Origin of the sequence: Novosphingobium sp., assembly GCF_039595395.1 — a bacterium.
Lineage (GTDB): Bacteria > Pseudomonadota > Alphaproteobacteria > Sphingomonadales > Sphingomonadaceae > Novosphingobium.
On record NZ_JBCNLP010000006.1, the window covers coordinates 1,908,972 to 1,933,194 of the forward strand.

A 24,223-nucleotide genomic window follows, 5' to 3' on the forward strand; every position below is an offset into this window, starting at 1 on the left:
GCTGGACATCAGGTTTCGTCGAAATCTGCCATTCGGGGCAGCATGTGCGAACGACGCATTTTGGTCGCGGGCTGCCGCCTCTGCGCCGCGCGGGGATCGCTGACAAGGCGGCCATTCATGCCATCAAAATTCATCCTTGAAACCTGCCCTTCATTCAGCCCATCCCTAGTGCGTTCAAACCCCTATTACGGGCGGTAATGGCATCCAGCGTTACCTCTCCTCCTTCGTGACGTTGCCTATCGACTTTGATATGCGTCATCGACACGCTCATTCCCGGATATAAAACGTAGCTTGTATCGCCTTGAGCAGCGTGGGTGTGTCGTGACACAAGAAGTCGAATTAAAGCTGGATTTCTCGGCCGACGCGGCTGAGGCATTTGTGCGGTCAGCGATCATCTCGAAAAAACCGTCCAGGCAGCTGCTGCATGCAACCTACTTCGACACCCCCGATCACCTTCTGCATCGAGCCGGGTTCGCATTGCGCATCCGCCGATCAGGCCGAAAATACATTCAGACCATCAAGAGTCGCGGTTCAAAAATGTCGGGTCTTTTCATACGCCAGGAATGGGAACGGCCCGTTTCTGGCAATCGTGTCATGCTGGACCCAACTACGCCCATCCTCGAACTGCTGAGCGGGGCCGCAGATGGTCTCACTCCTGCTTTTGAGGTGTCCGTCGAACGCCTAAGGTGGATGGTGGAAGAGGGCGGCAGCTCGATTGAGGTGGTGCTGGACCGGGGACTGGTCAAAGCCAGCGACCGACAGGCTCCCTTCTGCGAATTGGAACTGGAACTCAAGCGAGGGGAACCGCAAGCTGTCTTCGCATTTGCCCGCAAGATCGCTGAATTTGTGCCCGTCCGTCCGGGCGTGCTGAGCAAGGCCCAGCGCGGCTATGGCTTGCTTGGCCCGGTGATCGACGCCTTCAAGGCCGAGAAGGTGGATCTGGCACGAGATGTTTCGCCAGCGACGGCCTACCGTGATATTGCAGGGTTATGCCTGCACCAATACATCCTCAATGAGACAAGGCTCTTGGCTGGCCACCAGCCAGAAGCCCTGCATCAAGCCCGCGTTGCCTTGCGGCGGCTGCGATCAGCCATCGCAATTTTCAAACCGATGCTGGGTAACCAACACCTCGCCCACGTCCAATCCGAGCTGCGCTGGCTGACCGCCGCTCTGGGCAGCACGCGCGATATCGATGTCCTGCTCGACACAACCCGACAGGAAGAGCGGCGCAAACAGCTTGAGGATGCTTGCGCAACATCTCACGCCGAATTGGCAGCAACGCTCGCTACGAAACGGGTCCGAGACCTTCTGCTTGAACTGGCCGAGTGGATCGCCGCAGGTCCCTGGTCCGTCGCGCGCGATGGGCTAGATTCCACGGCCAAATGCTATGCCCAAGAAGCCCTGCACAAATTGCGCAAAAAGGTGAAAAGGCGCGGCGGAGATCTGGCCACGCTCACTGACGTCGAGCGGCACGATCTGCGTAAGGCCGCGAAGCGCCTTCGCTACGGAGTGGAGTTTTTCGGCTCGCTGTTCCCCGAGCACAAGGCTCAGCGACGCTATCGTAAATTTTCCGCTTCTCTCGAAAAGCTTCAGGACGATTTGGGGGAACTCAACGACCTCGTCTCCATTCCGGTCCTTCTCGAGCGATTGGGACTGGCCGAAGCCGCGACAACTGAAAGGCAGATGCTCCAGCAAAGAAAGACCGACCTGATTTCAAAGGCCGTGCAGTCATGGGCAGATCTGATGGATCACAAGGCTTTCTGGCAATGAGCAAAGCCGGCAATCGTGAATCGACAGATCAGACTGAACTGGCAGCACTCAGTCCGCAGCGCCCCTTCGACCAAGGATACGCTCCAACGGCAGGCTGACGATGGCCTTGAGGATCATATGATCGGCATTGGTGCCATAACCGTGGCCCACACCGATGTTGAGCGCCCAATGCCCTAGATCGATGTCCGCCACTGCAAAGATCGACTGGTCGCTGTCTCCCACAGCGCCAAAATGCGCGAAGCTGCCGGTGCCATTATAGCTCTCGATGCCCAGCGAAACGGCCTTGGTCATGGCGTAGGCCAGTTTCGTGTCGAATTCGACCTCGGGGGAATGCGGCTGCGGGCCCGAAACAACAAAATCGACATTGGCGTTCTCGGCCAGTGTCCACTTGTTGAGACGTGTTCCCACAATGCCTTTCAACTCCGCGTTCCACGGATTGATGTCGAGCTTGTGATTCACATGACCGATCTCGAAATTGGCGCCCCACCACCAGGCCTGCCCTTCGGCACGCGGAGCGATGAATTTGAGCCTTGCCTTCAACCCACCTGGGTCGAGCCGCCCCTGACCATCCAGCGTGGCCAGCGGCAGATAGAGGCCAGCCTCAAAATTGTGTGTGATACCATAGGAAAATTCGGGGGTGATACGCAGGCGGCGCAGGGATTGCTGCTGCCCCGGATAATCATCGGTCAGCACGCCATCGGGAACATAGTTGAGATGGGTATCCAGGCCGAAATGGCCCGGCTTGTCCATCTCGTCCATATAGACCTGAATTTCCTCAGGGGCGGCCATGGCCGGGTGCGGCAGGGACAGGGCAGCCATCATCGACAGGAATACGGCGCTCATTCTGCAAATATGCAAGGCCATTTCGCCCTCCCCTTCAAATGTGGAGGCGATTAACAAAGAAAAATATGATTCAAAAATTACAAATAAACAATCTTCGTATATTTGACATATTTCAAATCAAAGCCTATAATTCAGTTATTATTTATATTGAATGTCAAAATCAATTTTAATGATAATTATTATCACCGTTTCACATGGATGACCCGCCCAGGCACCCCGCACACCTGGGCGGCTCACTCCATGAAGCGCCTCAATTCGGATAATAGCCTACCCCGATGACATGATCGCCAACCAGTTCGATCAGAGACATCTTGTGTTCCAGGCGATTGTCCCCGCGATTTAGCCACAGATAATTGATCCTGCCATGACCACTGGTTCGGGCAATCTCGATCATGTCCTTCACGATTGGCTTGCCCTCGACATCGGTCAGATCACTCACATCGGCCCCGACAAGCCCGGGATGCGCGCCATAGGCCTGATAAATGCCATGCAGATCGAAAGCGAAAACATAGAGTTCGCCAGTGTTGAATACGCCTTTGGGCTGGTTGAACTCGGCAAAGGCCTTGTCGGCTCCCTGGCTCTTCACCTCGACCACAGCCTTTTCAAGCAAGGCCTGAGCTTCAAGCGAGGTCGCGTGGGGCGCCGCCTGAACGGGCACAGATTGGGCCGCAAATACCAGAACGCTGGCCAGCAACATGCGGGACATGGACTTCATCTGTCATCTCCTCAGATCCTCGCCGCCCTGCCCAAACCGGGCTTCCATCGCCGCGACAGGCCATGCCTAGGCCCGCCAAAGCCGCCACGTATTTGCGACCGGTCAAATCGACCCAAAGGATGAGGACTTTTGCGCTGGCAAGGACAAGCGCTATGACAGGCTTGAAGCCGCACGAGCAGGACTTGGCACTCTCATCGGGAGCAATTTCTAGCATCCAGAGAGGCGGACTTCTTTGCTGGAGATCAAAAGAAGTTAGGAAAAACTGAGGCTGCGCCCTTGTGAGACAATGCCTCAAACCGATATCGTGCGTGTTGGCACCACCGTGAGAAAAGGCACTGATCATGCTGTGCGCAGCAATACCTTACCGCCGGACCCAAACCGGGGACATTGAGGTGCTGCTGGTCACGTCTCGTGGGAAAGGGAACTGGATCTTGCCAAAGGGCAAGGTGAAACCAGGAAAAACGGCTGCCATATCCGCCCAAGAAGAGGTCTATGAGGAGGCGGGCGCACGAGGTTCCGTCGACCAGCCTCTCGTCACCCGGTGTGATTTTCCCCTGATTGAAAGCGGAGAAGGCATGGCAAGCGAGCACATGCAGATTTTTTCGCTGGAGGTCGAAGCATTGCTACCAACCTGGCCGGAGATGTTTCAACGCCAGCGCCGCTGGGTAATCCTTGAGGAAGCCGCTAAAGCGGTCAAAGGAGCTCACTTCCGTTCGGCGCTTAGAAAATTTGCCTCAATCATGGCGCCAATCGCCTAATCGGACATGTGGCCGGCATATGCCTAACGTCCAAAGACACGGTACTGTAAAGTCCATCCTATTGTCGGGTACGTGGCCATCTCGCACACCGGAACCGGATCGCGCAGCAAACTTGACCGTCATCAATGCATCCCCGGCCGACTCGTCTAGTCTGGCGTCATCAACACAGGAGTTGAGCGATGATCCCCCAGATGATGAAGGCCGCAGTCGTCCACCGTTTCGGCGAACCGCTGGTGATCGAGGATGTTCCGGTGCCGGTCCCCGGTTCGGGCGAACTTCTCGTCAAAGTTGCTGCTTGCGGTGTCTGTCATACAGATCTGCACGCCGCCGATGGGGACTGGCCTGTGAAGCCTTCGCCCCCCTTTATCCCTGGCCACGAGGTCGCCGGTGTGGTGGCGGCCATCGGCCCCGATGTGACCGGTTTCAAGGAGGGCGATCCGGTCGGTGTGGCCTGGCTGCACGACGCCTGCCTGCGATGCGAGTATTGCGAAACCGGGTGGGAAACCCTGTGTGAGCACCAACATGACACCGGCTACAGCTGCAATGGCGGCTTCGCGGAATATGTCATTGCCTCTGCTGCCTTCACCGCGAGACTTCCCGTCAACGTCGACTTTGCCCAGATCGCGCCGATCCTTTGCGCCGGCGTCACGACCTATAAGGGCCTGAAGGAAACCGAAGCACGCGCCGGTGAATGGGTCGCAATCTCGGGGATCGGTGGCCTCGGCCACATCGCCATCCAATATGCCAAGGCGATGGGCTTCAAGGTTGTGGCCCTGGATGTCGCGCCCGAAAAACTGGCACTGGCGCTTGAAACAGGTGCCGATGTCGCAATCGATGCACGTTCACCCGATGCCTTGGCCAAAGTTTTGCTTGCGACCGGAGGAGGCGCTCACGGTGTTCTGGTGACGGCGGTCTCGCCGCCCGCGTTTTCTCAAGCCCTAGGCTTCGTTCGGCGCCGGGGCACGGTTGCACTTGTCGGTTTGCCGCCTGGCGAATTCCCAACGCCTATCTTCGATGTCGTCCTCAAGCGTCTCACCGTGCGCGGGTCCATCGTCGGAACACGCCGCGACCTGGATGAGGCCATCGCCATGGCGGTTGACAAAGGAATCACCGCAGAGATAACCAAAGCACCGTTGGCCGAGATCAACGCGATTTTCGCCAGACTAAAGGCAGGCAAGATCGAGGGACGAATGGTTTTGGACCTTTCTATGCCATTCGATGAAAGCACGAGTGGTTCGGAAAGCAGCCTTGCCGAGTGCTAACAGACCGAACGGCAGATCATCAACTTTTATAATCGAAAGCTGCCGATCCGGATCGCACGACCCATCGGTCAACCCTTTACCGTCAAGCTAGGCGGTGCCCTCTCCCGCCTGATTCCTGCCGTTCAGGTGGTGACCTTAAACTCTCGAAAGTCGCCCTTCATTCACGGTGATGGAATTGGCCCAGCAAACGCCACGCAGCGCAGGCCCCGATAAGCTTCGACCAGTTGCTCCAGCGTGAAAGCGCGATTGCGACCGCTGGGATTGGGCAACACCCAGGTCGTCGCGCCGGCAAAGCCCATGGCCTGCCGCCCCCATGCGATCTCCCGCTGGCCCGACATCCCCGCCCAGGCCGGCTTGCCCAGGAAGGCGACAAAGGCCGGTCGGTAACGGGCGATCTTGCCTCCGAAGGCATCGGCTGCCGCGCGATATTCAGCCGGATCGATCTGATCCTCACGCGCCGTCGGGCGCGCAACCACTGTGGTGAGGCCGCAGCCATGGTGTAGCAAGTCCCGGCTGTCCTGCGGGGCGAACCTATGCGGCGTGAAGCCCGCCTCATGCATCACCTGCCAGAAACGGTTGCCTCGCCCCGCAAAATGATGCCCGGTTGCAGCCGCCAGCAATCCCGGATTGATGCCGCAGAACAGCACCCGCAAGCTGGGCTGGATAACATCCGGCAGCCCCGTCATCGGCAGATCAGCGCCACCGCCTTGCGAGCCATCTCACGCAAGTCCCCGCAAGGTGTCCCGGCGCGGGCGCGAACCGCCAGCGTGTGCATCGTGGCGGTCGCCAGCCGGGCCAGCGATTCCACGTCGCTGTCGGCGGCAATCTCGCCTGACACACGCGCCGCCTCGATCCGGGCGGCGAATTTGGCGTCCATCGCGGCAAAGCCCTGCTGACTGATCGCGCGGATCTCGGCATCATCGACCGCTTCGGTGATCGCGGTGCCCACCACAAAGCACCCCCGCCCCTCTTCGCCATCGGTCACATAGAGCGAGAGCGCGGCATCATAGACGCCCAGCAGCGCCTCCTTCAGCGTCGGGGCGGCAAGCTCCCGGTCCATCGTGGCATATTTTGCCAGCCAATAGTCGCGCAGCGCCGCCACATAGATCGCCCGCTTGTCGCCAAAGGCGGCGCTCAGGCTGGGGCGGTTCATACCGGTGGCGGCGGAGATCTCGTCAAGCGAGGTGCCCGAATAGCCATGGCGCCAGAAGGCATCGCGGGCCTGCGCCAGCGCGGCGGCGGGATCATAGGCGCGCGGGCGCCCGCGGCGCTTCCCCTCGGCTCCATCTTTATTTTGTACCATTTCGCATAAATTCCTTGACGAGCATTCTGCCTCACCATATTTATGCGACACAGTACAAAATTCAAGAGCGTTGGAGCAACCCATGCAGATCAGCCTTTCCAGCCAAGATGGCGCGGCGATGCGCAGCGCCCCTTCCCGTTCCAAAACCCTTGCCTTGCGCCGCCCGCTGCTGGTGCTCGCGCCCTTGCTGCTGGCCCTGGGCGGCGGCGCCCTGTGGCTGGCCGATGAGCCCTATGCCACCACCGACAACGCTACGATCCAGAGCACCAAGGGCTCGATCAATGCGCGTGTCGGCGGGCAGGTGGTGGAGATTGCCGTCCGCGACAATCAGGTGGTGCGCAAAGGGGAGTTGCTCTTCCGCATCGATCCGCAGCCCTATGAGATCGCCCTGGCGCAGGCCGAGGCGCATCTGAACGCCACGCGGCTGCAGGTAGAGGGGCTGAAAGCAACCTATCGCCAGCAGATGGCCGCGTTACAGGCGGCGCGTGACACAGCCGGCTACAATGCCAGCGATTTCGCCCGCAAACAGGCTCTGCTTGCTTCCGACATCACCTCGCGCGCAAGCTATGAGCAGGCGGAAACCGCGCTCAAGGTTTCACGCCAAGGCATCGCACAGGCCCAGCAACAGGTGGCCAACACCGTGGCCGCGCTCGACGGCAATCCCGCTATCGCCACCAGCCTACACCCCACCGTCCGCGAGGCGCAGGCGCAACTGGACAAGGCGCGGCTCGATCTGTCCTACACGCGCGTCACCGCGCCGGAGGATGGCACTGTGGCAAGGGTCGAGGATCTGCAACCGGGCGATTATGTCAGCACCGGCACGGCGATCTTTGCCATCCTGTCGCGCCGCATCTGGGTCGAGGCAAACTTCCGCGAAACCGACCTCACCCATATGCGCGTAGGGCAAAAGGCCAGCATCACGGTCGATGCCTATCCCGGCCTGCATTTCCCTGCTCATATCGTCAGCATGAGCCCCGGCACGGGCTCGCAATTCGCGCTGCTGCCGCCCGAGAATGCGACGGGCAATTGGGTGAAGGTGGTGCAGCGCCTGCCGGTGCGGCTGCAACTCGACCATGTGGATGGCACGCATCCGCTCTGGTCGGGCATCAGCGTCACCGCGCGGATCGACACGGGCTGGCGTCGCACATGGGCCCACCCCTTCACCGGAGAAGCACGGTGAGCCGCGCCACCACCACGGCGGCACTGGCCACCGGCTGGCTGCAGGCGGTGACGATTTCGATCCCCAACGCGGCGGTGTTCCATATCAGCGGCGCCTTCTCGATGCAGGATGACGAGATGGGCTGGCTGTTCTCCTCCTATATCGCCGCCAGCGCGATCACCATGCCGATGACCGGCTGGCTGGCGGGGCGCTTTGGCCGCAAGGCGGTGCTTCTAAGCTGCATCGCGGTCTTCGCTGTGGGTCTGGTTTTGGCAACGCAGGCCGATACGCTCGGCGCCTTCATCGCCGCGCGCATCGTTCAGGGCGCGGCGAGCGGACCGCTGGCGCCGCTGTCACTGGCAGTCCTGCTGGACGGTGCCTCGCCGCAGCGCCATGCCCGGCTGACGCTGATCTCGGGCCTGTGCGTGATGCTGGGCATTCTGAGCGGACCTCCGCTGGGCGGCTGGATCAGCGAGCATCATGACTGGCGCTGGATCTTCTGGCTGGGACTGCCGGTGAGCGTCTGGGTGTTTGCCGCCATGGCGCTATGTCTGGAGGAGAAGAAACCCGCCGCGCCCCCCTTCGACTGGCTAGGCTTTGCCGCGCTGACGCTGGGCCTCACCGGACTGCAACTGCTGCTCGACCAGGGCGAGAGGTTGGAATGGTTCGCCTCGCCCGAGATCCGGCTGGAGGCTTTCGCCGCCGTGCTGGGTTTCACGCTCTGGCTGGCGCATAGCCTCACCACGCCCCGGCATTTCCTCGACAAGGGCCTGCTGCGTGACCGCAATTTCCTGGCGGCCAGCCTGATGTTCTTCGCTTTCGGCTTTGTGCTACTGCCCACGGTGGCGCTCACCTCGCCGATGCTGGAGGAACTGCTGGGCTACCCGCCCGACACCACCAGCGCCATGACCATCCCGCGCAGTATCGCGCTGCTGCTGGCCATGGCGCTGGCCGCCCATGCCCCCGCCCGCATCGACAACCGGCTGGTGATCCTGACGGCCCTTGCGCTGACGGCCTGGGCCAACTGGCGAATGCTGGCCTATTCACCGCTGATGGACCGGTGGCCGGTGGTGACCGCAGGGGTGCTGCAGGGCGCGGGGCTGGGCATGCTGATGCCCGCGCTGGGGAAAGCTGCCTTTGCCACCCTGCCCGCTGCCTTGAAACCCCAGGGCATGGCGGTCTTCAACATGGCGCGCCTCTATGGCAGCACGCTGGGCATCGCGGTGGTGCAATGGTTCCTCGCCGACAACACGCAGGCGATGCATCTGGCGCTGGCCAGCCATGTCACCCTGCATCGCGCCACGCTTCAGGCCCCTGCGCTGCTGGCTGGCCCCGGCCCGACCCTGCTGAACGCAACCGTCACCGGGCAGGCCGCGATGATCGCCCTGCTGGGCCAGTTCAAGATCCTGATGTTCGCCATGGTCCTTGCCGCCCCGCTGATCCTGTTGCTGCGCAAACCCCAATCCTGAGAGGAGAGTTTCGATGACACGCCGTCACTTCACCCTCGCCTTGCTGTCCGCCTGCTGTTTCGCCGTGGAGGCCCATGCCGCCCCCACCCCCGATGCCTCATGGTGGGCGATCTTCCGCTCCCCTACGCTCGATGCCGTGATGCGGCAGGCGGTGAGCGACAATCTCGACCTCGCCGCCGCGCAGGCCACCATCGCGCAGGCCGATGAGGCGATCACCGTCGCCCGCGCCGGACTGCGCCCGCGCATCGATCTGACCGCACAGGGCGGACGGCAGCGCATGGGCGGCGTGTCCTCGAATGTCTACGGCATCGGCCCACAGGTCAGCTTCGATTTCGATCTCTTCGGCGGCACCAGAAGCGCCATCGCCCAGCAACGCGCCTTCGCCGATCTGCAAAGACATCGCTTCGATGCGGCATGGCTGACGCTGACCGGCGATGTTGCGATACAGGCGCTGCAACTGGCCAGCGCCCGGGCGCAGATGGCAGCGGTGGAGGATCTGCTGGCGCAGGACCGCCGCTTGCTGACGCTGACCGAAACAGCCCATGATCACGGCAGCGCCACGCAGGTCGATATCGCGCTGGCCCGATCACAACTGGCGCAGGATGAAACGCTGCTGCCGCCCCTCGCCCAGCAGCAGGATCTGGCGCGCCATATGCTCTCCGTTCTGGCGGGGCGATCGCCGGGCGACTGGACACCGCCCGATGTCGATCTGGCCGATCTGACCCTGCCCGCAGACTTGCCCGACAGCCTGCCCTCAGACCTCGCCCATGACCGCCCCGACATTCTGGAAGCCGAAGCGCAGCTTCACGCCGCCAGTGCCGGGATCGGCATCGCCACGGCGGATCTCTATCCGCTTCTGCAGCTCTCCGCCGCATTGGGCCAGGGCGCGCCGGGCATCGCCACCTTGTGGAGTATCGCGGCCGGTCTTACCGCGCCGATCTTCCACGGCGGCGCGTTGAAAGCCAATCAGCGCGCGGCGGTCGATGGCTATCAGGCCTCTTTGGCGGGGTACAAGCAGACGGTCGTGGCCTCGCTGGGGCAGGTCGCCGATGCCTTGCAGGCCATCCGCCACGACGGGCAGGAGGAAGCCGCCCAGCAAGGCGCCTTGTCCGCCGCCGAAACCAGCCAGCACCTCGCCGAGGCCGGATACCGCGCGGGCCAGAACGATATGCTCACCGTGCTGGCGGCCCAGCGGTCGCGGCAACGCGCCTTGCTCGGCCAGATCCAGGCCCGCACCGCGCGCTATCTCGATGCCGTCAATCTGTCCGTCGCGCTGGGCGGCCACGCGCGCGGCGCCTTTGAACGCCAGCAATCCCTGGCCACCCGCTGAAACAGGAGAAGACCCATGAGCCACCCCGACACCCTCCGCCATCTGAACATTCCGCTGGCCTATGGCCCGGCGAGCATGCCCGCCGTGGGCTTCGGCACGCTGATCCCCGATCCGGTGAAGGCCAAAGCGGCGATCAGGATCGCGCTGGAAACCGGCTTCCGCCACCTCGACTGCGCCGAGCGCTATGGCAATGAGGATGTGGTGGGCGAGGCGATCAGCGAAGCCATCGCGGCGGGCGTGCTCAACCGCGGGGATCTGTTCGTCACCACCAAGCTGTGGAACAACAATCACCGCCCCGAGCGGGTCACTCCCGCGCTGGAGGCCAGCCTGCGCAGGCTGCGGATCGAGGCGGCGGATTGCTATCTAATCCACACGCCCTTCGCCTTCCCGGCGGGCGAGGAACAACATCCGCGCGATGCCCAGGGGCAGACGATCTACGACACAGACGTCACGCTGGAGGAGACATGGGGCGCGATGGAACGTCTGGTGGATGAAGGCAAGGCGCGCAGCATCGGCCTTTCCGACATCAAGCTGGAACGCCTGAAGGAGATCGTCTCCATCGCCCGGATCAAGCCCGCCGTGGTGCAGGTGGAAGCCCATCCCTATCTGCCCGAATGGGAGCTGCTGGATTACTGCCGCAGTGAAGGAATTGTGCTGCTGGCCTTCGCTCCGCTGGGCCATGGCATGGAGCCGCGCCTGACGCAGGACACAACCCTTGAGGCCATCGCCCGCCAGACCGGCAAGACCCCGTCGCAGGTGGCTCTGGCCTGGGCGGCGCAGCGCGGAACGGCCTTTCTCACCACCTCGACCAGCGCGGCGCATATCGCCGAGAATTTCGCCATCTCGCGCCTGCCCGCCGAGGCAATGCGGGCCATGCGCGAGGACATCGCCACGCAGATCCGCTTTAACGGCGTGGTGGAAACAGGCGTGCCCGGTTTCATTCCCCGCCCGGCGTAAATAGGGCAGCCTCCCGCGCGAAGAAAGCCGCGACCCGCTCCGCCACGCCATGGATCAGCGGATCGTGGCGGTCGCGGCGGCGGGTCAGCATCCAGACCTCACGCCCGGGCGGATCGGCGCCCAGAGGGCAAGGTTGCAAGCCCTGCGCCACGGCGCCGATGTAGTGAGGCAGCAAGGCCACCCCTGCCCCCGCCTGCGCCGCCACGGCCTGCAAGGCGTGGTTACCGGCGCGAAATGCCACGCGGCGGCGGGGAAAATGGCGCGCGAGCCAGGCCGCTTCGGGCACATGAACATCGGCCTCATCGAAACCGATGAAGACTGGCTCCTGCCCTGCCGCAATGCCTTCGCACCATCGCGCGCCGGCATAGAACCCAAACCCCACCTCCACCAGACGTTTTGCGATCACATCGCCATCCTCGGGGCGGCTCATGCGGATGGCGATGTCGGTTTCATGCCGCTCCAGACTGACGGCGCGGATTCCGGTGGCCAGATCCACGTCCAGACCGGGCTGATCGGCGACCAGTTCCGCCAGACGCCGGGCCAGAAAGCCCTGCGACAGGGCGGGCGGCGCATTGATCCTGACAAGCCCATGCGGCCCCTCACCCGCCGCGCCGCGTGTAATGCCCCGCGCCGCCGCCTCCATGTCACTGGCCGCTGACAGCACCTGCGCACCTTTCGCGGTCAGCACATAGCCATCCGGGCGGCGTTCCATCAGTTTTTCGCCCGCAGCCCGCTCCAGCGCATGCAGGCGCCGGGCGACGGTGGCATGGTTCACCCCCAGCGCGCGGGCGGCGGCAGACAGGCTGCCATGGCGCCCCAGCGCCAGAAACACCCGCAGATCCTGCCAATCCGGGTCTGTGCGTTTTTGCTCAGCCATTGCGCAATCATAGCGAATTTTCACACAAGGCGCAGCATCCTATTTCCGCTCCATCGCGGGCGCTGAGGCCCACCAGAAGAAAGGAGCATCACCATGACACAAGATCGCAAAGTCGCCGTCGTGACCGGCGCATCGCAAGGACTGGGCGCGGGTTTCGTCGAGGCCTTTCTGCAGCGCGGCTACCGGGTCGTCGCCACCTCGCGCTCGATTGCCCCCTCACACAACCCCGACCTGCTGACCATCGCCGGCGACATCGGCCTGGCTGACACCGGCGCCCGCGTGATCGAGGCGGCGCTCAAGACTTTCGGGCGGGTGGATACGCTGGTCAACAATGCGGGCATCTTCACCGCCAGCCCCTTCACGCAGTTCACGCCCGAACAGTATCAGGCCAACATCGCCACCAACCTGCATGGTTTCTTCCACATCACCCAGCACGCCATCGCCGCGATGGAGCGGCAGGGCCAGGGCCATGTGGTGCAGATCACCACCAGCCTTGTCGATCACGCGATCTCGGGCGTGCCCTCGGCGCTGGCGGCGCTGACCAAGGGCGGGCTCAACGCCGCCACGCGCAGTCTGGCCATCGAATATGCCGCGCGCGGCATCCGGGTGAACGCCGTGTCGCCCGGTGTGATCCGCACCCCGATGCATACGCCTGAAACGCATAGCTTTCTCGATGCGCTGCATCCCATCGGCCACATGGGCGAGGTGGAGGATATCGTCCAAGCGGTGCTGTATCTTGAGGATGCGGGTTTCGTGACCGGCGAGATCCTGCATGTCGATGGCGGCCAGTCCGCCGGGCACTGATCGGGAGACAGGCGATGCCAATCGTGACCATTCAGATCACGCGCGAGGGCACCCTCCCGGGCGCGAAGGCCACCACCATCGAGCAGAAGGAGGCGCTTCACGCGGGCGTCTCCGACTTGCTTCACACTGTGCTGGGCAAGGACCCGGAGGATACGTTCGTCATCATTCAGGAGGTGGAACCTGAAGACTGGGGACGTGGCGGCCAATCCGTGCCCGCCTGGCGGAAGCGACGTTCGGGATAGGCCCGGGGCCGAATTCCATCGGCGTCAAGCAGGCAGGACTTGAAGCAAGGGCCTTGGGGAGGGTTAGCGTTACTCGTGCGGTGGCGAGCCGGGCCCTGCCACGAACAGGCGCTTTCGCTCACAAAAGCCGACCTTGAATGACCGAATATCAAGCGTCGATAGCTGCCGATCATTAACCGCGCCTCTAAAGGTCCAGTCTGGCATGCCTCCAGGTGATGGAGCGTGAAACACATCGCCTGCTGCTCATCAATGGGGCCCGGACCTGATCAACGACCAAACAGGATGTTCGCGGAGGCGCCAAAACCCTGAATTTTGCACTCATCCGTTCGCAACGAGTTCCAGGCGAGGGAATCGTTCCGGGGGGACCTGATTAGCCGCAACACGGCATCGGTCGCGCCCGCCGCGCTTGGCGTCATAGAGCGCGCGATCCGCCCGACGCAGCGTATCAGCCAGATCTTCGCCCTTATCAAAGAGAGTCAAACCCACGCTCATGGTAAGCGTGCGGAACGATCCTGTCACCAGACGGGAGACCTCCAGCCGCAGATGCTCGCACACCAGCAAGCTGCCTTGCTCATTCAGCCCCGGTAGAAGGATCACGAACTCCTCGCCACCGATCCTAGCCAGCATGGCGGATGACGGCTTGTTCCGGTCGAGGCACAAGGCGATGGTCTTGAGCACCTCATCGCCCTGAGCATGGCCAAAGCTGTCATTGATCCGCTTGAAATGGTCGATGTCGATCACGGCGACACCCAGCGGCGCGCCGCCTTGCCGTAAAACTGGGACATGACCGGGGAATAGAGCGTGATCCCCGACAGGAAACCGCCGGCGGCGATCATCCCCATCCATTTCAGATCACCCCCGAAAAGGATCGCCAGCTCGCCCAGCGGATTGAGCGCCCCCAGCCCATAGCACAGCGCGATCCACCGGGCCCTGCGCACACTGGGGTTGAGCTGGCCGATGGTGAGGAAACTCGCCACCAGCATGGCGGCGATGGTGATGTTCACCAGAAAGGGCAGCAGGGCCTGGGGTATCAGGGCGCAATTGGCTCGATCAGGATCAGGCTGATGTTGTCCGATCCGTCGCGATGAAGCGCTTCGGTCAGCAGGGTGTCTGCCGCCGTCCCGATAGCGGCATTGGAGGTAAAATCCCGCGTGTCGAGCATGCGCGTAAGGCCATCGGAGCACAGCAGCAACCGGTCGGCGGGCGCGACGGTGCGCGCCATCTGCGCAATCTCAATGGGCTCTGTGATCCCCAGCGCGCGGGTGACGATATGCGCCTTGGGGTGCCGCCTGGCCTGATCGCCATCGATCAGCCCGGCATCCATCAGCTCCTGCACCACGCTATGGTCGCGCGTGAGTTGCGTCCATATGCCCCCGTTGCAATGATAGGCGCGGCTGTCACCAGCCCAGAACAGCGTGGCCTGATCCGCCTCGATATGAAGGACGACCACGGTGGAACCGATCATGCCGCCCGTGTCGCGCCCGCGCGCCAGGATTGCGGCATTGGCCTGCTGCAAGGCCTCCACAATCATCGATGCTTCGATTGTCGCGGGCTGGCGGACCAGCTGGCGCAAGGCGCCGATCACCAGTTCGGCCGCGACATCGCCACCATGCAGGCCGCCCATGCCGTCCGCCAGGGCCCACAGGCAGCGCTCCGGGCAATCGAGCAGCCGGTCCTCGTTGATCTTGCGCACATGGCCCACATGGCTGCGCGCCGCCGAGGCGAAGGCCTGTGCTGCCTGCGCTTCGGGCCGGTCGAGGGTTGCGCCCATCAGTCCCGCTCCGCCGCCGCATAGGCGTTGACGAAAGCGCGTTCGAGCGAGCCTTCGGCGCCATCGAGCTGGCGGCGCAGATCGGCGTGGCGCTCCTGTACCTCGCGCATCTGCAGCGCCTGCTGGCTTTTGAGCAGGCCGCCCTTGCCTTCGGTTGCGGCTGCTACCGCCTCCGGATCGAAAGTATCGACCGCCTCATGCAGCGAGGCCTGCAACCCCGCGAAGGTGGCGATCAGATGCCGCTTCACATCCTGCAGCGAATTGGCAATCGCCTCGGGACCGGAGAGGAAACTGCCGATCTCCGAGAGCAGCAGATCGACCGCCAGCCGCTGCGTGGGGGCCCATTTGAAGGGATTGTTGCCCGAACCGCTGATGGTGGTGCGCGCCAGATTGTAGCGACGCCGTGCCTGTTCGCGCTCACGCATCAGATCCGCGATGCTCAGCACCATCTGGCGGTAGATCGCCCCGGCGCGCTCCATCACCAGCGCCGGATCGTCGCCGGACAGCATCGAGGCATCGAGCCCCGCCCCCCGGCAAAAGGCCTCCATCAGCGATTCGCTCTGGCTGGCCAGCGGAAAGGAGGCATCCTCCCAATCGGTCGGCACGGCGGCGGACATGCCGATGGGTGGGGTCAGCACCATGGTGCGGTCCTCCACCTGATCCTGATCGGTCAGCTTGGCATGGGTGGCCGCCAGGCGAAAGCCGCCGATCCGCAAGGTGGCGGGCACGGCCACCGGCACATCGACCAGATCGGGCAGCCGCTCGCCGGTGGCATCGTCGAATACGCCATTGGCGCCGGTGGTGCGCAGCATCAGCCCGTGGGGCAGCGCGGAAAGCTCGCAATGCTCACGCGAGAGGGCGCGTTGCGGATCGTTGATCGGCCAATCGCAGGTCGCGCCGCGCCCGATGGTGATGGTGCCATCACGCAAAAGCCGCGCATCGACCGGCTCGACGGCGCTGTCCTCGGTGAAAAGCTGCAACATATACATCGCCCGCGTTCCTTACGCCGCCTGACGGGGGGGAAGCTGGATGCAGGTCGCATCGAGCGCGGGCGCCGCAAGCTCGGGCAGGCCGCCCAATTGCGGCTCGATGGTCTCGGCCAGCTGGTTGAAGGCGGTGAAGGCCGCGCCGAACTCATCGCGGCGATTGTGGGAGATGCGCAAGGCAAGGCCGGTTTCTCCCGCCTCCTGCAGCGCCTGTTGCAGGCGTCGCAGGGGCCGCGCCACCAATGCGCCGCTCAGATAGCCGACCGCCAGCACCACCGCCAGCACGACACCGGCCAGAGCGATCAGCAGCATGCGCGCATTGGCCACCGCCTCATCCAGAGCGGTGCGCGGCACCAGCATGTCGATCTTGCCGAAATCGGCCCCCGCGTAATGGATCGCGCGGACAAAGCGCAGTGAACTGTGCCCGGGCACATCGGTGACCGCCGCATGACCGGAGGACTCCAGCGCCGCCTCGCCCGCCACGGGGCGATAGCGCTGGCCGACCAGACCGGTCTGGCTGGCCGCGCGCACCATGCCCTGCGCATCGACCACCACTATGTCCTTCACGCCGCCGTCCTGATCGGCAGCCGCCACGAAAGCCTGAAGCGGCGCCCAATCCTGCTGATCGGCGGGCAGCCCGGCATTGTCGGCCAGCAGCACGGCGGCATTCTTGCTGACGAAGGTGGCGATGGTCTCGCCCGAAGTCACCGCCATATGCTCCAGCGCATGCTGCTGCCGGTTGAGCACGGCGGAAATGCACAGCAGCAGCGCGGCCAGGGTGATGCCCACCAGCGCCAGCGGCAGCTTGACGCGGATCGACAGGCCCCGGCGCACCGCGCCCTCATCGGCATGGAGCGCGGCGATCTCGCGGCGCAGGGCCTGAGCCAGCTGAGTGCCGTCGGCAAAGCGCTGCTCGGGCTTTTTGGCCAGCAGCTTGTCGATGATCTGGCGCAGGCCCAGCGGGCAATCGGCGGCGCTGCGCTCGATCGGCGTAATCTTATCCTGCGAGATCTGGATCGCCAGCGTGGCCAGGCCCGTGGCATCGAAGGCCACCGTGCCCGCCACCATCTCATACAGCACCGCGCCCAGCGAGAAGAGATCGGCGCGCTGATCGACCGGCAGGCCCAGGCATTGCTCGGGGCTCATGTAGCGCGGCGTGCCGATGATCTGCCCGGCCATGGTGCGCGCCAGCAGACGGTCCTGACCGGCGCCCTCACCCCCATCGATGCGGGCCACGCCGAAATCGAGCAGCTTGGCGGTGAGCCCATCGCTGGAAATCAGAATGTTGGAGGGCTTCACATCGCGGTGGACGATGCCGCGCGCATGGGCGAAAGCCAGTGCCTCGGCCAGTTGGAGGCCCAGCGTCAGCACGCGTTCGAAGGGCATGCGGCCCTGCGCCTGAAGCACGGCGTCGAGCGGCTTGCCCTCCACCAGCTCCATGGCGATGTAGGGGATGCCGTCAATCTCGCCGACATCGAAGATGGTGGCGATATGGGGATGGGTCAAAGCCCCGGCGGCGCGGGCTTCACGCAGAAAGCGCGCGCTCAGCTCCGGGTCGCGCCGATAGTCGGACTTCAGGGCCTTGATGGCAACGGTGCGTCCGATATCGGGATCGAACGCCCGGAAGACGTCCGCCATCGCGCCTTCGCCCAGGCGCCCTGCAATCTGATAACGGCCAAGTTGCTGCATATGCCCTCCGGCCCCCCCGTTGTCGTCAGCGTCCTAAGGGAAATGACTTAACAAAATTTAGCATGCGCCTATTTTCTGGCATTCGCCCGCACGGTGGCGGCAATCCGCTCGGCCCGGCCCAGATCTCGGGCGATCAGGGCATTGCCGGGATCGAGCGCCTTGGCCTTGCGCAACAGGCCGACCGCCTCGCCCACCGCACCACGGTTGAGCGCGGCAAGGCCCTGCGCGCGCAGATGCTGCGCGGCACCGGGATTGACGACAGGCTTTGCAGGCGCGGGCGCCGCCGGTTTTGCCGCAGGAGCCGGGCGGCGGGGCCTTTCGGGCGCGGGTGGCGCGGGCTGGGGCTTGGCCACCGGCTGTTCGCCGGGGATGCGCAGCACCTGGCCCGGCGTCAGGGCCACGATTGTTGCCAGCTGGTTGTAGCGGGCCAGCTGATAGGCCTTCAGGCGATTGCCCAGCAGACGCTCGGCAACATCGGTGATCGTTTCACCCGGCTGGACCGTGTAGGGATAGCTTTTCGGCCCCAGCAGCTCCTGCGGATCCTTGTCGAGCGAATCGGCCAGCAGCTGCAGCTTGGGGTTCATCGGCTCCAGCTTCAGCAGCGCCTTGAGCAGCTTTTCAGCCCCTTTCCGGTCCCCCGCCAACAGGCAGGTCTGGATGGCATCGATCCGCTCGGGCGTGACCGTCAGCGCCGGGACGGCCACGGGCTTGGGCCTTGTGTCATGCGAACAGCCCGCCACAGCAAGAGCCAGAAGAAATGCCGCTGCGCCTTGGCCAGCCAGTCGCCGGATCATGGACCAAACCTTTGTAAAATCTTATGTTGAGACTGCCGGGGATCGACAGCCAGCTTCGCCGCAAGCCCGGCGCCATCGCGCAGGAAATCGGCGAAATCGGGCCCGGCCAGCGGCCGGGAAAAAAAAGAAGCCCTGAAATTCGTGGCAGCCGTGATGCAGCAGCCAGCGATATTCCTCGGCCCGCTCGACACCTTCGGCGATCACGCGGATGCCAAGGCCCCGCGCCAAAGCGATCATGCTCTGGCAAATGGCCTGACTGTCACGCCGCTGTTCCACATCGGTCACGAATTCGCGATCGATCTTGATCTTGTCGAAATCGAGCTTGCGCAGCGCCGAGAAGCTGGAAAAGCCGGTGCCGAAATCATCGATGGCGATCTTCACGCCCAGCGCGCGCAGCGGCGTGAACTGCCGCTCGGCGCGGTGGGGATCGGCGACGGCCTGCGATTCGGTCAGCTCAATCTCCAGCGCCTGAGGGGCCAGACCTTGCGCCTCAAGGGTGCGGCGCACCCTCGCGTGAAAGCTGGCATCCTCCAGCTGCTGCGGCGCGACATTGACCGCAATCGACAGGTTACCCAGCTCCAGCGCCTGCCATTGCCGGGCCATGCGGCAGGCGGCGTTGAGCACCCAGAGGCCGACCTCCTCGATCAGCCCAAGCTGCTCCAGCAAGGGGATAAAGCGCATGGGCGAGACCATGCCATGCACCGGGCTGCGCCAGCGCAGCAGCGCCTCGGCTCCCACGGTGCGCCCCTTGCGGGCATCGATCTGCGGCTGAAAACGCAACTCCAGTTCACCACGCGCCAGCGCATGACGCACATCCTGTTCCAGCGCGAACTGCTCGCGCTCCCTTGCATCGCAGGTGTCATCAACGCGATGCACCGCGCCGCCGCGCCCCGGCCGCGAACTGGCCACCGCCAGCAGGCGCGCAAGAGCATTCTGCGGCGTTTCAACCGCATGATCGAAGGCGGCGTGATGGACGGTCAGTTGCCCAGCGAAGGGCGTTCCTTCCTCCAGCGGTGCATGCAGCACATAGCTGATCGCCTCCAGCTGGCCATGGGCATCCCGGGCGGCCACGTCCGGACCCAACCAGATGGCGAGCCGCGCTCGGTCAACTTGCGCCACCATGCGCCGCGCTCCGGTCATGCGCGACAGGCGCAGCGCCAACGCCTTGAGCATGCCATCTGCCTGAGCAGGATCGAGCGCGCAAAGCCGGTCGAAATCGTCAAGAGCTACAATGCCCAGCGTACCATGGCCATCCTGTGCCATCAAAGAAAGCAGTGGCTCCCGGGTCGGCAGGTCTGACACGGGGTGGCGCTGTGGCAGACGCGTGCCGAGCTCCTGCAACTCTTTCTCGATGTCGATGGCCCGGACCAATATCCCTTCCCATCCCCGAGATGGCTCACAACCCAACCGATTGGCCAGAAGAGCAAGGCGATGGCTGTCGCGCAGGCGGCCAGCCCATAGGCCCGCAACTGCGATCAGAGAAATGCCCGCTGCCGCCAGACGGGATGGAAACGCTGTCGCTTGCAGCAAGGCCGTTGCACAGACGGCCGCGCATAGCGCCAAACACGCAAAATCCTGCAAATTTTTTATCTGGCGCCCGGGCATCCCCGAGAGTTAGCTGCCGAATCGATACGAATAAGTAAATACCACGATGAGTTGAGGCTGCCCCTCCCCTCTGGCACGAGAAGGGGCGATCAACAATTCATGGTCGTAGCGCCTTGGCGAGACGCCACAACGCCAGTTTCGCTGACTAGGCTGCCGTTCGACGATCTGGCTTGGGCCCTCAATTCCGGCCATCCATTCATATCTGGCTCACCAGTTTAGAAGCTTCCATCGTACAGCCTGCCCACGGCGCGTAACAAGGCTGCCTGAGCGATCAGCACATCAGCCCGGCTCTGGGCTAACGCCAACTGGGCCGCGCGCAAGGCCTCGTCCGCGATCAGAATGTCCAGCGTGGAGCGCAAGGAAAAGCCATATTCGGCACGCACGCCCTTGAGCGCCAGATCGGCGGCATCGACCCGCGCCTGGTTGGCCAGAATGCGGCTGCGCGCGGCGGCCAGATTGGCCCAGGCCGTGTCGGCGGCACGCTCGGCCTCACGCTGGGCCGCGGCGGTGGCGAAGAGATCGGCGCGGTGGATCGCCTCGGCCTCGCGCACCTTAGCCCGCACCAGCCCTCCGGTCAGCAGCGGCACATGCAATGTGACACCGCCAAAAGCGGCGATGGTGACGCCGGGCTGCACCGTGCCGCCCTCATAGCCATAGCTGCCGCCCAGCGTCAGCGTCGGCAGCCTTTCGGCCTTTTGCTGGTCGATCCCGGCGGCATCAGCCTGCGCGGTGCGCTGCTGCTGGCGGACCAGCGGATTGGCCCGCTGCGCCTGCGCGCGCGCCTCCTGCGGCGTGGCGGGCAAGGCGCCCGGCACTGGGAGCGCGGCCACCAGCACCCCCGGCTCATGCCCGACCAGCGCGCGATAGCTTGCCACCACGCCCGCCAAGGTGGCCCCGGCCTGCGCTAGCGTCGCCTCGGCGGAAGCCTTTTGCGCCTGCAACTGGGCGACATCGGTGCGGGTCGCCTGCCCCCGATCAAAACGGGCCCGCGCCTCGCTCACCTGCGCGTCGAGCAGGCCGATATCCGCCCCGGCTACCTCGACCGCCTGCTGGCTGTAGAGCACATCGGCATAGGCACCGACCACCGCCTCCAGCACCGCCGCCTCGCTGTCACGCAACCCCTCGGCGCCCGCCGCCACATTACCCTGCGCCACACGCACCGCCGAGGACACGCGGCCCCCCATCCACACCGACAGGCTGGCGGTTACCGTGCCCCCGCCGCCCTTGCCGTAATTGACATGGTCATAACCCCCCGTGGCATCCACCCCAGCCGTGAGCCGACCGGCGGCACGCGCTTTCTCCGGGCTTTGCTCCAGCGCCTGCTGGCGGGCCCGCGCCTCGCCCAGGGTCGGATTGTTGCGCCAGGCATCGGCGATGGCCTCGCCCAGCGTTTCCGCGCTGACCGGGCCAGGAGCCGACAACGGCGCCAGCAGCAGCGCGGCGGCCAGCAGCGCCCTATTCATGGCGCAAGGCCCAGCCCGGCGCGGCGCGGCTGGCGCGCAGGGCCTGACCGATCACCGTCACCACCGCAATCACCACCGCAAGCACACTGGCCGATACAAAATACAGCGGCGAAAGCGCGACACGGTCGTCGAACCCCGCCAGCCACAGTCGCATCGCGCCATAGGCCAGCGGCCAGGCGATGACATTGGCCAGCAGCACCGGGCGCAGGAACTGCCCCACCAGCAGCCGGACGATATCCCTTGTCGAGGCGCCCAGCGTCTTGCGGATGCCGATCTCCTTCACCCGCCGCGCCGTGTTGAACGAGGCCAGCCCCCACAGGCCGACGCAGCCGATCAGCACCGCCAGCCCCGCGCCAATGCCGAACAGACGGGTCGCACGGTCGTCTTCCTCGTAGAATTTGGCAAGACGCCGGTCGGCGGAATCGCTCTGGAAGGGCACCATCGGCGCCAATTGCCCCCAGCGCGCCCTCACCTGTTCCAGCATCGCGCGCGGATCACCCGAGAAGCGGACAGAGGCGACCAGATTGGAGGTCATCTCACGGTAAAAGACATAGAAAGTCGGATCGTCGGGCTGGCGCGGCGAGAAGAAGCGTAGCTGATCGATCACCCCGATGATGACCACCGGCTGCTTGCCGCCCAGCACCTTGCCCACCGCCTCCTGCGGACTGTGGAAGCCCAGCACCTCCAGCGCCCTGCGGTTGATCACCACATTGCGCGACACATGGCGCTTGAACCAGCCGGTCGCATCATCGGTGCCATGGGCATCGTCGAACAGCCGCCCGGCCAGCAGGCGCGGAGCATAGGCACCAAAGAAATCGGGGCCGACATCGATCCGGCGCAACGAGGGTCCGTCGCCGTTCCGGCCGGGGATGGCGATGCTGTCGGTGTCGTTCTCATAGCCGCCTCCGGCGGCGCTGTTGCCGATCCCCACCTTCTGCACGCCAGGCATGCGGCGGAAGGCATCGACGATCCGCCGCAGCCGCGCCGTATCGATCTGCGCATCGCTCAGACCGCGCACCACGATCAGCCCCTGCCGCGCAAAGCCCAGATCGGTGTGGCGCACATGGCGGACCTGCGCCACCAGCACCATGGTGGAGATGATGAAGGCCGTGGCCAACGCGAACTGGAACACCACCAGCCCCTCGCGCAGGCGGTTGCCGCTGCGCCCGCCGCCCGGCGCCCGCGCCGAGGCCAGCACAGCCGTCGCCGGAAAGCGCGAGAGCAGCAGCGCGGGCCAGGCCCCCGCCGCCACGCCGACCACCACCGCCAGCACCACCAGCCCCGGCACCACGAGCCCATAGGGAATGGAGAGCGACAGTCCGCCCGCCGCATTGATCAGCGGCAGGCCCAGTTCGGCCAGGATCAGCCCCAGCAGCGCCGCCACCGTCACCGTCAGCACCGCCTCGCCCAGAAACTGGCGGATCAGCCGGGGCTGGTCAGCACCCAGGACCTTGCGCATCGCCACTTCGCGGGCGCGCAGCCCGGCGCGGGCGGTGGCGAGGTTCACGTAATTGACGATGGCGATCAGCAGTGTCAGCACACCCACGATCCCCAGCGTGACAACGGTGATTTTCGTGCTGGCGCTCTGCGTGCCCTCGGGCGTGAAATGCAGGGCGGTCAGCGGCAGCAGCGCCAGGCTCATCGTCCGCGAGGCATGGAATCCCATATCCCTGAGACCGCGTCGGTCGACGAAAGCATCGAGTTTCCCGGCAAAAGCCTGCGCCGCCTGAGGCGAGGAAAAGCGCAGATAGGTGTTGAGCGAGGTGCTGCCCCAATGATGCCACCAATCCTCGGGATGCGCGCGCGGCAGCGGCACCAGCAACGAGATATGGAAATCGCTGTTTTTCGGCAGATCCTCGAAGACCCCAGCGATGCGGAAATCGGCGGGGGCGTCATTGCCCGTCCCCACGGTCAGCATCTGGCCGACAGGATCGGTGTCGCCGAAAAAGCGCCGCGCGAAGCTGCGGCTGACAAGGGCATTGGTGGGGGCGGTCAGAGCTTTGCCATTGCCGCTCACCATGGCAAGATCGAAGACATCGAAAAAGCTGCCGTCGACCTGCGCCACATCCTCCACGGTGGCGATGCCGCCACGGATCACCTGACCGCCGCCCTCGCCGCCCTGAACGCGCGTGCCGACAAGCCCGGGGAAATCCTGCTGCATCTCTTCGAGCAGCCCGCCCATCGTGTAGGAATTGGCGCCATCGAAGGGGCTTCCGGGCAGGTGCCAGACGGTCTGCACCACCTCGATCTGCTCGTGATGGGGCAACCAGGTCTCGAAGCTGGTCTGGAAACGGACATAGAGGCCCAGCACCAGAAACACCGCGATCCCCACCGCCAGCCCGCCAATGTTGAGCGCGGCATAAAGCTTGTGGCGGCTGAGCGAGCGGTAAAGTGCCAGCAGGGCGAAACGGTTCATCATCGCCCTC

23 protein-coding genes are annotated in these 24,223 nt (G+C 64.3%); 9 read left to right on the top strand and 14 right to left on the bottom strand.

Going from position 1 to position 24,223, the window contains the following annotated elements; translation table 11 throughout:
- The first annotated feature begins 321 nt into the window (after positions 1-321).
- On the top strand, positions 322-1,770 hold the full coding sequence (locus ABDW49_RS27895) for a CHAD domain-containing protein (protein WP_343617149.1): 1,449 nt from the start codon (positions 322-324) through the stop codon (positions 1,768-1,770).
- Positions 1,771-1,818: 48 nt separating this feature from the next.
- On the opposite strand, the gene ABDW49_RS27900 is transcribed toward ABDW49_RS27895, so the two are convergent.
- Positions 1,819-2,613, bottom strand: a complete 795-nt coding sequence (locus ABDW49_RS27900; RefSeq protein ID WP_343617151.1) for a hypothetical protein — start codon at positions 2,611-2,613, stop codon at positions 1,819-1,821.
- A gap of 250 nt (positions 2,614-2,863) precedes the next feature.
- Positions 2,864-3,328, bottom strand: a complete 465-nt coding sequence (locus ABDW49_RS27905; RefSeq protein ID WP_343617153.1) for a cache domain-containing protein — start codon at positions 3,326-3,328, stop codon at positions 2,864-2,866.
- 341 nt (positions 3,329-3,669) lie between these two features.
- On the opposite strand from ABDW49_RS27905, the gene ABDW49_RS27910 reads away from it, so the two are divergent.
- Both ABDW49_RS27910 and ABDW49_RS27915 read left to right on the top strand, forming a co-directional pair.
- Positions 3,670-4,086: an NUDIX hydrolase gene (locus ABDW49_RS27910; RefSeq protein WP_343617155.1), complete on the top strand. Its 417-nt coding sequence runs from the start codon at positions 3,670-3,672 to the stop codon at positions 4,084-4,086.
- A 182-nt stretch (positions 4,087-4,268) separates the two neighbouring features.
- Positions 4,269-5,348 carry a zinc-dependent alcohol dehydrogenase gene (locus ABDW49_RS27915; protein ID WP_343617428.1) on the top strand — a complete coding sequence of 360 codons (1,080 nt, stop codon included), beginning with the start codon at positions 4,269-4,271 and terminating at the stop codon, positions 5,346-5,348.
- Positions 5,349-5,509: 161 nt separating this feature from the next.
- On the opposite strand, the gene mug is transcribed toward ABDW49_RS27915, so the two are convergent.
- Both mug and ABDW49_RS27925 read right to left on the bottom strand, forming a co-directional pair.
- A complete protein-coding gene (gene mug, locus ABDW49_RS27920; RefSeq protein WP_343617157.1) occupies positions 5,510-6,034 on the bottom strand; it encodes a G/U mismatch-specific DNA glycosylase in 525 nt (174 codons plus the stop codon).
- A complete protein-coding gene (locus ABDW49_RS27925) occupies positions 6,031-6,651 on the bottom strand; it encodes a TetR/AcrR family transcriptional regulator (protein WP_343617159.1) in 621 nt (206 codons plus the stop codon). Before ABDW49_RS27925 ends, mug begins: the two co-directional genes overlap by 4 nt.
- Positions 6,652-6,733: 82 nt before the next feature.
- Between ABDW49_RS27925 and ABDW49_RS27930 the strand changes: the two genes are divergently transcribed.
- The 4 genes from ABDW49_RS27930 to ABDW49_RS27945 are packed head-to-tail and all read left to right on the top strand — an operon-like array spanning position 6,734 to position 11,566.
- The gene (locus tag ABDW49_RS27930; RefSeq protein ID WP_343617161.1) at positions 6,734-7,831 is read left to right on the top strand and encodes an HlyD family secretion protein; all 1,098 of its coding nucleotides are present in this window, start codon (positions 6,734-6,736) and stop codon (positions 7,829-7,831) included.
- Entirely contained in the window at positions 7,828-9,279 is a 1,452-nt protein-coding gene (locus ABDW49_RS27935) for a DHA2 family efflux MFS transporter permease subunit (RefSeq protein ID WP_343617163.1), read from the top strand. Before ABDW49_RS27930 ends, ABDW49_RS27935 begins: the two co-directional genes overlap by 4 nt.
- Before the next feature lie 13 nt (positions 9,280-9,292).
- Positions 9,293-10,609 (top strand): efflux transporter outer membrane subunit, encoded by a 1,317-nt coding sequence (locus ABDW49_RS27940; RefSeq protein ID WP_343617165.1) that lies wholly within the window; start codon positions 9,293-9,295, stop codon positions 10,607-10,609.
- Between the two features lie 15 nt (positions 10,610-10,624).
- Complete coding sequence (locus ABDW49_RS27945) at positions 10,625-11,566, top strand: aldo/keto reductase (RefSeq protein ID WP_343617167.1); 942 nt, start codon at positions 10,625-10,627, stop codon at positions 11,564-11,566.
- On the opposite strand, the gene ABDW49_RS27950 is transcribed toward ABDW49_RS27945, so the two are convergent.
- Positions 11,547-12,443: a LysR family transcriptional regulator gene (locus ABDW49_RS27950; protein ID WP_343617169.1), complete on the bottom strand. Its 897-nt coding sequence runs from the start codon at positions 12,441-12,443 to the stop codon at positions 11,547-11,549. The genes ABDW49_RS27945 and ABDW49_RS27950 overlap by 20 nt on opposite strands.
- A 93-nt stretch (positions 12,444-12,536) precedes the next feature.
- Between ABDW49_RS27950 and ABDW49_RS27955 the strand changes: the two genes are divergently transcribed.
- On the top strand, positions 12,537-13,247 hold the full coding sequence (locus ABDW49_RS27955) for an SDR family oxidoreductase (protein WP_343617171.1): 711 nt from the start codon (positions 12,537-12,539) through the stop codon (positions 13,245-13,247).
- A gap of 14 nt (positions 13,248-13,261) precedes the next feature.
- On the top strand, positions 13,262-13,489 hold the full coding sequence (locus tag ABDW49_RS27960) for a 4-oxalocrotonate tautomerase family protein (RefSeq protein WP_343617172.1): 228 nt from the start codon (positions 13,262-13,264) through the stop codon (positions 13,487-13,489).
- A gap of 318 nt (positions 13,490-13,807) precedes the next feature.
- Here ABDW49_RS27960 and ABDW49_RS27965 read toward each other — a convergent pair whose 3' ends face one another.
- The 9 genes from ABDW49_RS27965 to ABDW49_RS28005 form a co-directional block, all read right to left on the bottom strand.
- Positions 13,808-14,230, bottom strand: a complete 423-nt coding sequence (locus tag ABDW49_RS27965; RefSeq protein WP_343617173.1) for a GGDEF domain-containing protein — start codon at positions 14,228-14,230, stop codon at positions 13,808-13,810.
- Positions 14,227-14,493 (bottom strand): hypothetical protein, encoded by a 267-nt coding sequence (locus ABDW49_RS27970; protein WP_343617174.1) that lies wholly within the window; start codon positions 14,491-14,493, stop codon positions 14,227-14,229. The genes ABDW49_RS27965 and ABDW49_RS27970 overlap by 4 nt, the downstream gene beginning before the upstream one ends.
- Before the next feature lie 26 nt (positions 14,494-14,519).
- Positions 14,520-15,260, bottom strand: coding sequence for a protein phosphatase 2C domain-containing protein (locus ABDW49_RS27975; protein WP_343617176.1), 741 nt, complete (start codon positions 15,258-15,260; stop codon positions 14,520-14,522).
- Positions 15,260-16,249 carry a type VI secretion system-associated FHA domain protein gene (locus ABDW49_RS27980; RefSeq protein WP_343617178.1) on the bottom strand — a complete coding sequence of 330 codons (990 nt, stop codon included), beginning with the start codon at positions 16,247-16,249 and terminating at the stop codon, positions 15,260-15,262. The genes ABDW49_RS27975 and ABDW49_RS27980 overlap by 1 nt, the downstream gene beginning before the upstream one ends.
- Before the next feature lie 12 nt (positions 16,250-16,261).
- On the bottom strand, positions 16,262-17,935 hold the full coding sequence (locus tag ABDW49_RS27985; protein ID WP_343617180.1) for a protein kinase: 1,674 nt from the start codon (positions 17,933-17,935) through the stop codon (positions 16,262-16,264).
- A 68-nt stretch (positions 17,936-18,003) separates the two neighbouring features.
- On the bottom strand, positions 18,004-18,729 hold the full coding sequence (locus tag ABDW49_RS27990) for a LysM domain-containing protein (RefSeq protein WP_343617182.1): 726 nt from the start codon (positions 18,727-18,729) through the stop codon (positions 18,004-18,006).
- 21 nt (positions 18,730-18,750) lie between these two features.
- Positions 18,751-19,992, bottom strand: coding sequence for an EAL domain-containing protein (locus tag ABDW49_RS27995; RefSeq protein WP_343617184.1), 1,242 nt, complete (start codon positions 19,990-19,992; stop codon positions 18,751-18,753).
- Between the two features lie 557 nt (positions 19,993-20,549).
- Positions 20,550-21,797, bottom strand: coding sequence for a TolC family protein (locus tag ABDW49_RS28000; protein ID WP_343617186.1), 1,248 nt, complete (start codon positions 21,795-21,797; stop codon positions 20,550-20,552).
- Entirely contained in the window at positions 21,790-24,216 is a 2,427-nt protein-coding gene (locus ABDW49_RS28005) for an FtsX-like permease family protein (RefSeq protein ID WP_343617188.1), read from the bottom strand. The genes ABDW49_RS28000 and ABDW49_RS28005 overlap by 8 nt, the downstream gene beginning before the upstream one ends.
- Between the last annotated feature and the right edge of the window lie 7 nt (positions 24,217-24,223).

Excerpts from the sequence above, each read along its gene's own strand:
- ABDW49_RS27900 (WP_343617151.1), bottom strand. The coding sequence starts at position 2,613 with ATGAGCGCCGTATTCCTGTCGATGATGGCTGCCCTGTCCCTGCCGCAC.
- ABDW49_RS27905 (WP_343617153.1), bottom strand. The coding sequence starts at position 3,328 with ATGAAGTCCATGTCCCGCATGTTGCTGGCCAGCGTTCTGGTATTTGCG.
- ABDW49_RS27910 (WP_343617155.1), top strand. The coding sequence starts at position 3,670 with ATGCTGTGCGCAGCAATACCTTACCGCCGGACCCAAACCGGGGACATT.
- mug (WP_343617157.1), bottom strand. The coding sequence starts at position 6,034 with ATGACGGGGCTGCCGGATGTTATCCAGCCCAGCTTGCGGGTGCTGTTC.
- ABDW49_RS27925 (WP_343617159.1), bottom strand. The coding sequence starts at position 6,651 with ATGGTACAAAATAAAGATGGAGCCGAGGGGAAGCGCCGCGGGCGCCCG.
- ABDW49_RS27930 (WP_343617161.1), top strand. The coding sequence starts at position 6,734 with ATGCAGATCAGCCTTTCCAGCCAAGATGGCGCGGCGATGCGCAGCGCC.
- ABDW49_RS27940 (WP_343617165.1), top strand. The coding sequence starts at position 9,293 with ATGACACGCCGTCACTTCACCCTCGCCTTGCTGTCCGCCTGCTGTTTC.
- ABDW49_RS27945 (WP_343617167.1), top strand. The coding sequence starts at position 10,625 with ATGAGCCACCCCGACACCCTCCGCCATCTGAACATTCCGCTGGCCTAT.
- ABDW49_RS27950 (WP_343617169.1), bottom strand. The coding sequence starts at position 12,443 with ATGGCTGAGCAAAAACGCACAGACCCGGATTGGCAGGATCTGCGGGTG.
- ABDW49_RS27955 (WP_343617171.1), top strand. The coding sequence starts at position 12,537 with ATGACACAAGATCGCAAAGTCGCCGTCGTGACCGGCGCATCGCAAGGA.
- ABDW49_RS27960 (WP_343617172.1), top strand. The coding sequence starts at position 13,262 with ATGCCAATCGTGACCATTCAGATCACGCGCGAGGGCACCCTCCCGGGC.
- ABDW49_RS27975 (WP_343617176.1), bottom strand. The coding sequence starts at position 15,260 with ATGGGCGCAACCCTCGACCGGCCCGAAGCGCAGGCAGCACAGGCCTTC.
- ABDW49_RS27980 (WP_343617178.1), bottom strand. The coding sequence starts at position 16,249 with ATGTATATGTTGCAGCTTTTCACCGAGGACAGCGCCGTCGAGCCGGTC.
- ABDW49_RS27985 (WP_343617180.1), bottom strand. The coding sequence starts at position 17,935 with ATGCAGCAACTTGGCCGTTATCAGATTGCAGGGCGCCTGGGCGAAGGC.
- ABDW49_RS27990 (WP_343617182.1), bottom strand. The coding sequence starts at position 18,729 with ATGATCCGGCGACTGGCTGGCCAAGGCGCAGCGGCATTTCTTCTGGCT.
- ABDW49_RS27995 (WP_343617184.1), bottom strand. The coding sequence starts at position 19,992 with ATGGCACAGGATGGCCATGGTACGCTGGGCATTGTAGCTCTTGACGAT.
- ABDW49_RS28000 (WP_343617186.1), bottom strand. The coding sequence starts at position 21,797 with ATGAATAGGGCGCTGCTGGCCGCCGCGCTGCTGCTGGCGCCGTTGTCG.
- ABDW49_RS28005 (WP_343617188.1), bottom strand. The coding sequence starts at position 24,216 with ATGATGAACCGTTTCGCCCTGCTGGCACTTTACCGCTCGCTCAGCCGC.